Source organism: Neobacillus sp. GCM10023253, from assembly GCF_042653105.1.
GTDB classification, from domain to species: Bacteria; Bacillota; Bacilli; order Bacillales; family Cytobacillaceae; genus Neobacillus; species Neobacillus citreus.
Window position 1 is genome coordinate 194,390 of sequence record NZ_JBHSHV010000027.1, and the last position, 12,645, is coordinate 207,034.

The following is a 12,645-nucleotide window of genomic DNA, read 5'->3' on the forward strand; positions in this document are numbered from 1 at the left end:
AGAGATGAGAGGGAAACTGGTAGTTTGGGGATATTTGGTGGTTTTATCGTTAGCGACAATGCTAAATTTATATATGCCGAAAACAGAAGCAGCTCAGAAGGAGTCGATTGTGATTCCTGGAGAGGCAATTCGCTTAAGGATTTTGGCCAACAGCGATTTTGAAGAGGATCAGGCGATTAAGCGCAAGGTACGCGATGCGGTGAATGCACAGATTACACTGTGGGTGCAGGATTTAACTTCGATGGAAGAGGCTCGGAAGGTGATCAAGGGCCATTTACCGGAGATTCAAGCGATTGGGGAAAAAGTGGTCCGTGAATCGGGTTCGGATCAGTCGGTGAAGGTAGAGTTCGGAAAGGTGCAGTTCCCGACGAAGCTGTACGGGCAGTTTTTGTATCCTGCAGGAAAGTATCAAGCAGTGTTAATTACGCTGGGTGCGGGTGAAGGGGCGAACTGGTGGTGCGTGCTGTACCCACCGTTATGTTTCCTTGATTTTTCAAATGGGGTAGCTGTCAGTGAGGGGTTTGAGGAAAAAGAAACGGCTGCTGTTGCTGAAGCGAAAGAGGAAGCTCCTGTAGCCGTCCAGGTGGAAGAGAAGCGGTCCAATGTGAAAACAAAGTCTGTGGAAGAAAAAAAGGAAGTTGCTGTTCAAAAAAAGAATACTGAGGTAAAAAAGGTGCAAAAGCCGGACTTTGAAGAGACGCGTTCAGTTAAGGATAATGATGATGATATACCTGTGATGAAGAGCAGGGATTTTGAAAAAACGGAAACGGCTGTGGTGAAGAAGCAGGATTCATCGAAAAAAATGAAAACGGCTGTGGAGGAGGAGCAAGATTCAGAAGAAGCCGAAGAGATTGTGGTCAAGAAACCGGTAAAGAAGGATAAGCCAGTTTACGTTTCGGAGGACGAGCAGCCAGTAAAAGTGAAGTTCTTTGTGGTTGAGATGTGGAATAAGCTTTTTAACTAACAGCTCTTTGAGGGGGCTGTTTTTTTGTGTGTATGAGGACAAATGGACTGGAAAATTGAGAGGAAGTGTTCTCATAGAGGGTTCATGAGGACACCTCTGCTTCTTTTTCAAGCGGTTTCGTCCGAAGGTTGTTCTGGTTCGGACACTTCTGTCACTTTTTCAAGTGGTTCTGTCCGAAGGGTGCATGGGTTCGGACACTTCTGCCGCTTTTTCAAGTGATTCTGTCCGAAGGTTAGACTGGTTCGGACACTTCTGCCGCTTTTTCAAGTGATTCTGTCCGAAGGTTGGACTGGTTCGGACACTTCTGCCGCTTTTTCCAGCTATTCTGTCCGAAGGTTGTTCTGGTTCGGACACTTCTATCACTTTTTCAAGCGATTCTGTCCGAAGGTGGACTGGTCCAGACATTCCTGACTAAAAATTGAAAGGAGTTGTCCCCATACACTCTCTCACCTAGGTCCGAATGTTCAAAAAATATGCTAGAAATAGCCCCAACCTGTTCTACTTTTTCTATTTTTTCATATTCATAGAGTAGAATCTAAAAAAATGGGGTGGATGGGATGCAGACGTTGATTCGCAAGGCTACTAAAGGGGATTTGGACAGGCTGAAAGGCTTTCTTACGAGGGCTAATCTAGGGACGGATGGACTCAGCGAAGAAACAATAGAATGGTTTTTGTTGCTAGAGGACGAGCAGGGAGAGCTGGTCGGATCACTTGGAATGGAGGTTTGTGAACAGTTTGGGTTGCTGCGCTCGCTAGTGGTCACGGCGGGGCAAGCTGAAAAGGAAATCTTCGTTCTGTTTGACCAAATGGTGAAGCTCGCTAAAGAAAAGGAAATGGAAAGTTTATTTTTGGCCACAAATAAGGGGGCGGCGTTGCCGCTTTTTGAACTGATGGGGTTTGAAAAGATTGGGCGCGGGGAACTGCCGGTCGGGTTTTATCAATCTGAGCACATTCGACACGTTTTAAATGTGGATAACTCGTTGTTTTTGAGACTAACGATATAATATTGTGGATATACCGCCAAAGTTATCCACTTTTTCGGGTGAGTTATGCACAATTTGTGGATATCACTTGTGTTTAGGTCTGCCTTCTTTTATACTTTCAAACGTATCATGCGAAAAATATGAGTTTATACGCCGAAATTCGTCAAAATTCGATAAAAAACGAGATAGGTTTTGAAGGTGGATAACATGAACACAAAAGTTTGGAAAGTGGATAAGTATGTGGATAATTTAGAAAGTAATCCACATATTGTGGATGCTGCACATTTTTTAAAGGAAAATGAAGTTGTTGCGATGCCGACGGAGACGGTTTATGGGTTGGCCGGGAATGCCGAGAATGACGAGGCTGTGGCGAAAATTTTTGCAGCCAAGGGGAGGCCTGCGGATAATCCCCTGATTATCCACATTGCTGAACAGGAACAGTTGAACCGCTTTGTGGCAGAGGTTCCTGAGAAGGCGGCCATCCTAATGGATAAGTTTTGGCCTGGGCCGCTGACGATTATTTTTAAAATGAAGGAAGGCGTGCTTTCGGAAAAAGCATCAGCGGGTCTCGGGACGGTTGGAGTGCGGATGCCGGACCACCCGGTGGCACTGGCGTTGCTCAAAGTGAGCGGGCTGCCGATTGCTGCACCGAGTGCGAACTCCTCAGGGAAACCGAGCCCGACTACGGCCGGGCATGTGCTGGATGATCTTGAAGGAAAAATTGCCGGCGTGGTGGACGGAGGTCCGACCGGAGTCGGTGTTGAATCAACTGTCATCGACTGTACGGAAACAGTACCAGTAATCCTACGGCCAGGCGGGGTGACCAAGGAGCAGCTTGAGGCCGTGGTGGGCGAAGTCCATATCGACCCGGCTTTAACAAATGAAGCGGCAAAACCGAAGGCGCCGGGTATGAAGTACCGCCACTACGCGCCAAATGCTCCGCTCTATTTGGTGTCAGGCACCCGGGGATTTTTGCAGGGGCTTGCTGCCGAAAAACGTGCGGAAGGTTTGCGTGTCGGGGTGCTGACGACAGAGGAGCATGCGGACGAGTACGAAGCCGATGTCGTCCTCACCTGTGGAAGACGCGCTGAACTCGAGACCGTCGCAGCTGCGCTTTACGATGTTTTGCGTCGATTCAATGAGCAGCAGGTCGATGTGATTTTCAGCGAAATGTTCCCGTATGAAGGCGTGGGATATGCCATTATGAACCGGTTGGAAAAAGCGGCCGGGAATAAAGTGATCAAGGAATAAAAAATAACCACCTAGACCAGTTCTCCTTAAATGGAGGGCTGGTCTTTTTTTAAAAAGGGCTTTCCGCTAATTTCCCAGCTTGGCTTCTAAACCGATTTGGACGTGCATATGCTGAAATAGTTAGTCCAAGGGGGAGAAGTCAGAATGTCTGAAATGGTTGGGGAAATTATCACACTCATGTTGATGGCAGCGGCTCTAGGAATGGATGCTTTCTCAGTCGGCCTTGGCATGGGGATGTACAAATTGCGGCTTCGAAAAATATTTGAAATAGGAATTGTCATTGGAATCTTTCATGTGTTGATGCCGCTAGCTGGCATGACGGCTGGAAGGTTTTTATCAGAAAAATTTGGAGCGCTGGCCTCCTTTATCGGCGGCCTGCTGTTAATCCTTTTAGGGATGCAGATGATTTGGTCGAGCCTGAAGGACGATGATGAAAAGGTGATTACCCCGGTCGGCTTTGGCCTTTTGTTTTTTGCGTTGAGCGTAAGTCTGGACAGCTTTTCCGTCGGTTTGACGCTGGGGATTTATGGGGCAAAAACTGTTTTGGTCCTGATCTGTTTCGGTGTTATGGCCACCGTGCTGACATGGGCAGGCCTGCTTTTGGGCAAAAAAGTCCGGGGCTGGCTCGGTGCCTACAGCGAGGCGCTTGGGGGAGCGATTTTACTGGCGTTCGGCATTAAGCTGATGGCTGTGTTTTTATAAGAAATTTTTAGAAAAACAACGGTTTGAATGTGGAAAATTGTTCTATAATAGGTGGGGAAGGGGGCGTACATATGCAGCGGATATTATTTGTTTGTACAGGAAATACCTGCAGGAGTCCGATGGCGGAGGCCATTTTAAAAAATAAACAGCTGGACGGAATCGAGGTCAAGTCCGCCGGAATTTATGCCGCAAGCGGAAACGATGCCTCGGCGAACGCAAAAGAGGTGCTCGCGAACAACAAGATTACGCAAAATCACCGCTCCACCTTGCTGTCCAGTGATGAGGTCGACTGGGCGGATTTGATTTTAACCATGACAACCTCGCATAAGTTCGCCATCCAGCAGCAATACCCAAAGGCGATTGAAAAAGTGTTTACATTAAAGGAATTTACCGGCGAAGATTTCGACCACGACGTTACCGATCCGTACGGCGGCAGCCTTGCTATCTATGAAGAAACCTACCAAGAACTCGAAAAGCTGATTGACAAAGCGATTGAAAAGATAAAGCCATAGAAAAAGGTCAGGAGTGTCTTACTCTTGGCCTTTTTCTATGGAAGGTGTTAGACGCCGCACGTGTACAAATTGACGTTTTGTTCGGATCGAATGGACACAATTTTTCATTCAGTTAATTCTATTGTTTTTTGGAGGGTCTTTCATTATTTGATTTAGTTGCGGTGTTCTTGCTTTATATTTTTAAGGCTGTATGTCAAAATTAAGTACAGATTGATGTTATGAATAGGGGGATTTTTGAGATGAGAGTGGCTTTAGCGTCTGACCATGGCGGCATGAATATTCGTAAGGAAATTGCCAGCTTGCTTGAGGAATTAAAGATTGAGTATGTGGATTTTGGCTGCGAATGTGAGTCGTCTGTTGATTATCCGGATTATGCCCTGCCTGTAGCGGAAAAGGTAGCGAGCGGCGAGTTTGACCGCGGGATTTTAATTTGTGGGACAGGCATTGGCATGAGCATTGCCGCTAACAAGGTGAGAGGTGTACGTTGTGCACTTGTGCACGATACCTTTAGTGCAAAAGCAACACGTGCCCACAATGACAGCAACATCTTGGCGATGGGCGAACGCGTCATCGGTCCTGGACTGGCCCGTGATATTGCCCAAATATGGCTCACTGGCGAATTCGAAGGCGGACGTCACGCCAACCGCGTCGGTAAAATCACGGATTATGAGGAGAAACAACAATAGATACCACATCGGATTAAGCAGCGGAGTGGCTGGGGACAGGTCCCCCAAGAGAGTAAAATATTAAAGTGGCGGGGCCAGGACACTTGGAACATGAATGATGGGAGGTCAATGGGTATGATTCAGCAATGGGAGAACGAACTTGAAGCAATTTTAACGGAATTTAAGGAGCAGGCATCCTTGAGTCCGGGGCAGCTTCTCGTGATCGGCTGCAGCACAAGCGAGGTTATCGGCGAGCGCATCGGAACGGCTGGAACGATTGAAGTAGCCGAAATGATTTTTCGCCAAATGCAAAAATTCCAAACCGAAACCGGAGTTCACCTAGCCTTTCAATGCTGCGAGCACTTGAACCGGGCACTCGTGGTGGAACGGTCGGTTGCCTTCGTGCGAGGCTTCGAAGAGGTTTCGGTCGTCCCGGTCCGGAAGGCAGGCGGAGCGATGGCAACATTTGCTTTTGAAAAAATGAACGACGCCGTTGTGGTCGAGTTTGTAAAGGCGGAGGCAGGCATTGACATTGGCAGCACCCTGATCGGCATGCACCTGAAACATGTTGCCGTCCCCGTCCGTGTTAAACAGAAGTTCCTGGGACATGCCCATGTGACAATGGCTAAAACAAGACCAAAACTTATCGGCGGGGCCCGCGCGGTTTACGAACGGACCGACGCTAATTCAAGCTGCAGTTAGAAATATTTGACTAAACACGAACGATTAAGTTGTAGAGTAACTTATTTGTTATATGAAACACGAACGATAAAAATGACAAAAATGAAATCTTACGTGTTTACATAATAAAAAAACATGTTACAATAAAGAGGGAATTTTCTAACGTCTTTTATTTACATATGAGGGGGAATGAATCATGAACCATTTACCTAAAGCCGATGAACAGGTTTTTCAAGCAATCCAGCAAGAATTAGGCCGTCAACGTTCTAAAATTGAACTGATTGCCTCCGAAAACTTTGTCAGTGAAGCAGTAATGGAAGCCCAAGGCTCCGTTTTAACGAATAAATACGCAGAAGGCTACCCTGGACGCCGTTACTATGGCGGCTGCGAATATGTTGATGTTGTTGAGGATTTAGCTCGCGAGCGCGCCAAGAAAATTTTTGGAGCAGAATATGTCAACGTTCAGCCGCACTCTGGTGCACAGGCAAACATGGCCGTTTACTTCACCGTCCTTCAGCAAGGTGACACAGTGCTTGGCATGAACTTATCCCATGGCGGCCACTTAACACACGGAAGCCCAGTTAACTTCAGTGGTGTTCAATATAACTTCGTTGATTATGGTGTCGACAAAGAAACGCACCGCATCGATTATGCTGATGTTCGTGCGAAAGCTCTTGAGCATAAGCCAAAAATGATTGTTGCCGGTGCCAGCGCGTATCCTCGCGAAATTGATTTTGCGAAGTTCCGTGAGATTGCTGATGAAGTTGGCGCGTACCTAATGGTCGACATGGCGCACATCGCCGGTCTTGTTGCGGCAGGTCTGCACCAAAACCCAGTGCCATATGCTGATTTCGTAACAACTACTACTCATAAAACCCTTCGCGGTCCACGCGGCGGGATGATTCTAACCTCTGAGGAATGGGGCAAGAAAATCGATAAGTCGATCTTCCCTGGAATCCAAGGCGGTCCGCTTATGCACGTTATCGCTGCAAAAGCTGTTGCTTTTGGCGAAGCGCTTCAGGACAGCTTTAAAGATTATGCTCGTCAAATCGTGGCGAACGCTCAGCGTTTAGCAGAAAGCCTGCAAAAAGAAGGTTTGAAGCTTGTTTCCGGCGGTACGGACAACCACTTAATGCTTGTCGATGTGACAAGCCTTGGTTTAACCGGGAAAGTAGCTGAAAAAGTGCTTGACGAAGTCGGCATTACTGTTAACAAAAACACCATTCCATTCGACCAGAACAGCCCGTTCGTCACTAGCGGCGTCCGCATTGGTACTGCTGCTGTAACAAGCCGCGGCTTCGGGCTAGAAGACATGGACGAAATTGCTTCCATCATCGCCTTCACGTTGAAAAATCACGAAGACGAAGCAAAGCTTGAAGAAGCGCGCAAACAAGTTGACGCATTAACAAGCAAATTTACCCTTTACCCTGAATATTGATGCATGGGGACGGTTCTCATGCCTCACTTTTGTGAGGCAGAAGAACCGTCCTTTTGTTTCAGAAAAATCTAACATCAGTCTGCGAGTTGCTCGCGGGCTTTTTTTTCTGTAAAATGAGACGACTGCAAAAATTAAATCTTTAAAAAAGGGGCGATCGCTGTGGCAAAGGTATATGTTTTTGACCATCCACTCATTCAGCACAAGCTTACTTACATACGTGATAAACATACAGGAACAAAGGAATTCCGAGAGTTGGTCGACGAAGTGGCAACCTTGATGGCGTTTGAAATCACAAGAGACATGCCGCTTGAAGAAACTAACATCGAAACACCTGTGTGTCCGGCAAAATCGAAAATTCTTTCTGGTAAAAAAATCGGCCTTGTGCCAATTTTACGCGCTGGTATTGGCATGGTGGACGGAATCTTGAAATTAATCCCGGCTGCAAAAGTGGGCCATATCGGTCTATACCGCGATCCGGAAACGCTAAAGCCGGTTGAATATTACGTCAAGCTTCCAAGTGATGTCGAAGAGCGCGACTTCATCGTAGTTGACCCGATGCTCGCAACTGGCGGCTCAGCCGTTGAAGCGATTCATGGCCTGAAAAAGCGGGGAGCCAAAAATATCAAATTTATGTGTTTGATTGCCGCACCAGAAGGCGTTGAAGCTTTGAAAGAGGCGCACCCTGACGTCGACATTTACATCGCTGCCCTTGACGAAAAGCTGAACGACCATGGCTACATCGTACCAGGACTTGGTGATGCTGGAGACCGGTTGTTTGGGACGAAATAATTCTAAAAATAAGGTAATTTTTTAAAAAGTCGGGTGCTGCCCGGCTTTTTTTTCTGGGAAATTGTTGGTTTGTTACCCTATTGGGTATTTGGGAGTTACCTTTTTTTGTTTTACTCGTCACTATGTCCAGTTTACTCGTCTAAATTTAGGATTTACTCGCCAACTTTTTACTTTTACTCGCCAAAATAACAAATTTACTCGCCAACCCCTCATATAAACCTGCATACTTTCCCCTTCCAAAGAAAACGATATGGAAAAAAGGGGGATTTTCACATGAAATTGGTACTCGCACTGCTCCTCACGTTCGGAACTATTAATGTTGGGACCACCGGCATCCCGGCCATACCGAAAATCCTAATCCATCCCCCAATCCAAAAATCAACAAAAGATACCGTCGCCATCGTCATGCTCAACCATCCGAAAACAGAACAGGAAATCAAGCAGCTGCTCGCACCCTATAAGGATATCAAGCTGCGCCGCGTGTATGAGAAAGCCATTGACGGTTTCTCGATACAAGGGCCGCCAAACGCCATCGCCAGGCTAACCGAAGACCAGACCCGGAACAGCCAGCTCACCTCTATCCAGCATGTCTCCCCGGTAACAGAGTATCGGGTCGAAACTGAGGAAAGCGTGAAAATCATTGGCGGTGAGGCGGTGCGCGGTTTTTTTTCAAAGAAGAATGAACGTCTGACCGGCCGAGGTGTGACGGTCGGGGTCATCGATACCGGGGTGGACTACACCCATCCAGACCTCGCTCGGAATTATGCGGGCGGCCATGACCTTGTTGATAACGACCAAGACCCGATGGAAACACTCACGCAAGGCCGGGCGACCATCCACGGTACCCATGTCGCCGGCATCATTGCCGCCAATGGAAAAATCAAAGGCGTGGCCCCCGAGGCAAAAATTGTTGCGTACCGCGCGCTTGGTCCGGGCGGCGGGGGAACGACCGAGCAAGTGCTGGCTGCGATTGACCAGGCCATCAAAGACAAGGTCGACATTATGAACCTCTCGCTTGGCAACAGTATTAACGGTCCAGACCTGCCAATCAGTCAGGCGCTCGACCGTGCTGTCGAGAATGGGATCGTCGCCGTCGCTGCATCGGGCAATTCTGGACCGAATGTATGGACGGTCGGTTCACCGGGAACATCCGCAAAAGCAATTTCGGTAGGCGCCTCGACGCCTACCATGGAAATTCCCCAACTATTAATAGAAGGAATGCAAAATCCGCTCCGGGTCCAGCCAATGGAGGGGTCGGGGAATTGGGCGCTTGACCGGACGCTCCCAATCGTCGACGGCGGCATCGGCCAACCCAACGAACTCGAGAATGTTCAGGGGAAAATCGTTCTAATGAAGCGTGGCGAATTGACTTTTTCGGAAAAAGCAAAAAATGCCCATGAGGCGGGGGCTAAGGCGGTGGTAGTCGCTAACAATCTCAAGGGCACCTTCATCGGCAATCTCGATGCGCCCGCTGCTATACCGATCGGGTCGATTACCAAAAGCGAGGGGGAATTTTTACGAAAAAAACTGAAAAACACCAGTGTGACGGCAAGACTCAAAATAAATGAAGAAATTGACCGGCTTGCTGACTTCAGCTCCAGGGGGCCGGTCACGGATACATGGGATATCAAACCGGACCTCGTTGCCCCGGGGGTGGCCATCAATTCGACGATTCCTGGCGGCTACTTGAGCCTGCAGGGGACGAGCATGGCCGCACCGCATGTAGCCGGCGCCTGTGCACTGATCAAGCAGGCCCATCCGGATTGGACGCCGGAGCAGATTAAGTCGGCGCTGATGAATACCGCAAAACCGCTGGCCAAGGAACCCGGTGAGCCAAGTAGCAGCATGGGCCCGGGGACAACCCGGAAACCAATCGAAATCGGTCCAATCGGCAAGAACCAAAACAAAACCAAGCTTACCCCCGGACCCTATTACCGCACATACGAGCAGGGGGCCGGCCGCATCCAGGTCGATGATGCGATCCAGACGGACTCGCTAGTCATGCCGGGGAGCATACGGTTCGGAAAGTTTAGCAGCCTGAAAAATGTTCATAAAGCCCAATTAAAAGTCGAAAATATCTGCGACAGTCCAAAACGCTACACGTTTGACATCCCGCAGCACATCGATGGCCTCGAGTGGCGTTTCCCGCTCGCATTCACCCTGGAGCCGAAAGAAACAAAAGACATTACTGTGGAGCTCGCCGTCGACCCGCAGATTTTTAAAGGTAAAATTCACGATGGTTTTCTAACCTTACATGCTGGGAGCCAGTCCATTCATATCCCGTTTTTGTATGTTCTTGAGGAGCCGGGATACCCAAGGATTATGGGCTTTGATTTTGCAGAAGGAGATGAGCCGGGCACTTACCAGTATGAGGTCTACGTACCGGGGGGAGCGGAGGAATTTGGAATCGCCTTATTCAACCCTGACGATTACCGCTTTGTCGGCTTTCTTGACACAAGCACCGATGTAAAGAAGGGACTGATCCGTAAAGCCTTCAAAGCTGAAGACCTTCCATACGAAGGGACTTACCGAGCCAAAGTCTTCGCCAAAAAGGCGGGCAAAGAGGATTTTATTGAAACGATGATTTCTATTTATAAAAATTAAGACAAAAATTAGGGCGGTAAACGAAGTGAGAATGCCGCCCGCAATTCCGCCTAACCTTTGGGAAATTATTTAAAAAGTCAGAAATAAATGTTCACAAAATGGACACAAAATAGCCAAAAAAACTTCAAAAATTACAATACAATAAGAGTGTTGACTTTCACTTCCAAATCACAAAAAAATTGGGAAATTGTTTGTGGAATAATTCACGTAAATTCATTGACAATGCATGGTGCCTATTGTATGCTAACAAAGGGTGTGCATGGTAGGGTTTTCATCAAAATTTAATTTGACAAAATCCCGCGCATGATTTATCATAATCACCTTTTGTTTTTCATTCTCTACGCAGTGAGGATGATTTTATTATGCAAAAGAACCGCAATCCTTTTCAAGCCATGGCTTTAATGTCTGCAATTGTTTCCCAGTTGGTCGGCTCCATCCTGATTGGCATTTTTGCCGGAAGGTGGCTGGACGGAAAGTGGGGTACAGAACCAATATTCTTAATAATCGGACTGCTCCTGGGTCTTGCGGCAGGGGTTTATTCTATGCTTGTCTCAATCCGCCATTTCTATTCAGGAGATAAATAACCATGCCAGATTTCAGAGAAATGTACAACAGGCAGAGAAAATGGATGTTTTACTTGTTGTCCATCTATGTTCTTGGCTGGGGCTTCACTACATACAAAACGACTTTCCTTGGGTTGATCCTTGGGACATGCTTTAGCTTCATTATGCTTTGGATGTTAGTGAGAAAGACAGAGAAATTCGACAAAGCCGTTTCGGCAGGGAAAAAGGTCAAATCATTGGGCTCGCTGCAAAGAATGGCGATCTCGGCAATAGCGGTAATGATTGCGTTAGAATACCCTGATTATTTTCAAATAGTTAGTGTTGTTTTGGGACTAATGACAGCCTATATTGTCATTATGATAGATTATTTTTATCATGCTCTGCATGCTCAAAAGTGAAGGGAAGCGAGGTGAGTTTATATGCATCATGGGGCTCCTGAGTTTGAATTGTTTGGTCTCTGGTTTAACGGGGCAAACGTTCTTATGATCACAATTGCAAGTGCAATTGTATTTCTTATTGCCGTATTAGCAACCCGCAAGCTGGCAATGAAACCTACGGGGATGCAAAACTTTATGGAATGGGTGATGGACTTTGTAAAAGGCATCATCAACAGCACAATGGATTGGAAAGAAGGCGGGCGATTCCACATCCTGGGGATTACATTAATCATGTATATTTTTGTATCAAATATGCTGGGTCTTCCTTTCGCAATCGTCGTTGACGATAAGCTTTGGTGGAAATCACCGACAGCTGACCCGATTATTACGTTAACCCTAGCGGTCATGATTTTGGGTCTTACCCATTATTACGGCGTCAAGCTAAAGGGCGCAAAAGGATATGGAGAAGGCTTCTTCACTCCAATGAAATTCTTATTCCCGTTAAAGATTATCGAGGAATTTGCGAACACATTGACGCTTGGTCTGCGTCTTTACGGTAACATTTACGCTGGTGAATTGCTTCTATCGCTCTTGGCAGCGGGATTAGCACACCAAGGAATCGCCGGCACAATCGCCGCCATTCCGCTTACACTTGTATGGCAAGGCTTCTCGATCTTCGTCGGATCCATCCAAGCGTACATCTTTACTATGTTAACGATGGTTTATATGGCACACAAAGTGAGTCATGACCATTAATATAATTTTTTATAAAAAATAAAACATATTTATACATTTTAAGGAGGAACAAAATAATGAATCTTATAGCAGCAGCAATTGCAATTGGTCTAGCAGCAGTAGGCGCAGGTATTGGTAACGGTCTTATCGTAGGACGTACAGTTGAAGGTATCGCTCGTCAGCCAGAAGCACGTGGTTTACTACAAACTACAATGTTCATCGGGGTTGCGTTAGTAGAAGCATTACCGATCATCGGCGTTGTTATCGCGTTCATGGTCTTAAACCGATAAAATTAAAAAACTCCAGATGGCGAAGAGACTTTCATCTAACTTCGCCATTCATTTATGTTCGTTTATGCATTTCTAGTGTGAGCAACTCTTG

The 12,645-nt window shown here is 47.1% G+C and carries 15 protein-coding genes; 14 read left to right on the forward strand and 1 reads right to left on the reverse strand.

Annotation, left to right across the window (positions count from 1 at the left end):
- Nucleotides 1-4 precede the first annotated feature (4 nt).
- A complete protein-coding gene (gene spoIIR / locus ACFPA1_RS24465) occupies nt 5-964 on the forward strand; it encodes a stage II sporulation protein R (protein WP_378586935.1) in 960 nt (319 codons plus the stop codon).
- Nucleotides 965-1,123: 159 nt separating this feature from the next.
- Here the strand turns inward: spoIIR and ACFPA1_RS24470 are convergent, their stop codons facing one another.
- On the reverse strand, nt 1,124-1,369 hold the full coding sequence (locus ACFPA1_RS24470) for a hypothetical protein (RefSeq protein ID WP_378586583.1): 246 nt from the start codon (nt 1,367-1,369) through the stop codon (nt 1,124-1,126).
- A 152-nt stretch (nt 1,370-1,521) separates the two neighbouring features.
- Here ACFPA1_RS24470 and ACFPA1_RS24475 point away from each other — a divergent pair, with 152 nt between their 5' ends.
- The 13 genes from ACFPA1_RS24475 (at nt 1,522) to atpE (ending at nt 12,554) form a co-directional block, all read left to right on the forward strand.
- Complete coding sequence (locus ACFPA1_RS24475) at nt 1,522-1,968, forward strand: GNAT family N-acetyltransferase (protein ID WP_378586586.1); 447 nt, start codon at nt 1,522-1,524, stop codon at nt 1,966-1,968.
- A gap of 186 nt (nt 1,969-2,154) precedes the next feature.
- Nucleotides 2,155-3,198 (forward strand): L-threonylcarbamoyladenylate synthase, encoded by a 1,044-nt coding sequence (locus ACFPA1_RS24480; RefSeq protein ID WP_213147968.1) that lies wholly within the window; start codon nt 2,155-2,157, stop codon nt 3,196-3,198.
- A 144-nt stretch (nt 3,199-3,342) separates the two neighbouring features.
- Nucleotides 3,343-3,900 carry a manganese efflux pump MntP family protein gene (locus ACFPA1_RS24485; RefSeq protein ID WP_213147969.1) on the forward strand — a complete coding sequence of 186 codons (558 nt, stop codon included), beginning with the start codon at nt 3,343-3,345 and terminating at the stop codon, nt 3,898-3,900.
- A gap of 71 nt (nt 3,901-3,971) precedes the next feature.
- On the forward strand, nt 3,972-4,412 hold the full coding sequence (locus ACFPA1_RS24490; protein ID WP_378586590.1) for a low molecular weight protein arginine phosphatase: 441 nt from the start codon (nt 3,972-3,974) through the stop codon (nt 4,410-4,412).
- 239 nt (nt 4,413-4,651) lie between these two features.
- A complete protein-coding gene (gene rpiB / locus ACFPA1_RS24495; RefSeq protein ID WP_213147971.1) occupies nt 4,652-5,098 on the forward strand; it encodes a ribose 5-phosphate isomerase B in 447 nt (148 codons plus the stop codon).
- 114 nt (nt 5,099-5,212) lie between these two features.
- Entirely contained in the window at nt 5,213-5,779 is a 567-nt protein-coding gene (locus ACFPA1_RS24500) for a TIGR01440 family protein (RefSeq protein ID WP_378586593.1), read from the forward strand.
- A 175-nt stretch (nt 5,780-5,954) separates the two neighbouring features.
- A complete protein-coding gene (glyA, locus tag ACFPA1_RS24505; RefSeq protein ID WP_378586595.1) occupies nt 5,955-7,196 on the forward strand; it encodes a serine hydroxymethyltransferase in 1,242 nt (413 codons plus the stop codon).
- Nucleotides 7,197-7,355: 159 nt separating this feature from the next.
- Nucleotides 7,356-7,985, forward strand: a complete 630-nt coding sequence (gene upp, locus ACFPA1_RS24510) for a uracil phosphoribosyltransferase (RefSeq protein ID WP_213117131.1) — start codon at nt 7,356-7,358, stop codon at nt 7,983-7,985.
- A 273-nt stretch (nt 7,986-8,258) separates the two neighbouring features.
- Entirely contained in the window at nt 8,259-10,589 is a 2,331-nt protein-coding gene (locus ACFPA1_RS24515; protein WP_378586598.1) for a S8 family serine peptidase, read from the forward strand.
- 359 nt (nt 10,590-10,948) lie between these two features.
- Complete coding sequence (locus ACFPA1_RS24520; protein WP_378586938.1) at nt 10,949-11,173, forward strand: AtpZ/AtpI family protein; 225 nt, start codon at nt 10,949-10,951, stop codon at nt 11,171-11,173.
- A gap of 2 nt (nt 11,174-11,175) precedes the next feature.
- Complete coding sequence (locus tag ACFPA1_RS24525; protein ID WP_213147975.1) at nt 11,176-11,550, forward strand: ATP synthase subunit I; 375 nt, start codon at nt 11,176-11,178, stop codon at nt 11,548-11,550.
- A 21-nt stretch (nt 11,551-11,571) separates the two neighbouring features.
- Nucleotides 11,572-12,285 (forward strand): F0F1 ATP synthase subunit A, encoded by a 714-nt coding sequence (gene atpB, locus ACFPA1_RS24530; protein ID WP_213117134.1) that lies wholly within the window; start codon nt 11,572-11,574, stop codon nt 12,283-12,285.
- A gap of 56 nt (nt 12,286-12,341) precedes the next feature.
- On the forward strand, nt 12,342-12,554 hold the full coding sequence (atpE, locus tag ACFPA1_RS24535; protein WP_027323467.1) for a F0F1 ATP synthase subunit C: 213 nt from the start codon (nt 12,342-12,344) through the stop codon (nt 12,552-12,554).
- Nucleotides 12,555-12,645 lie beyond the last annotated feature (91 nt).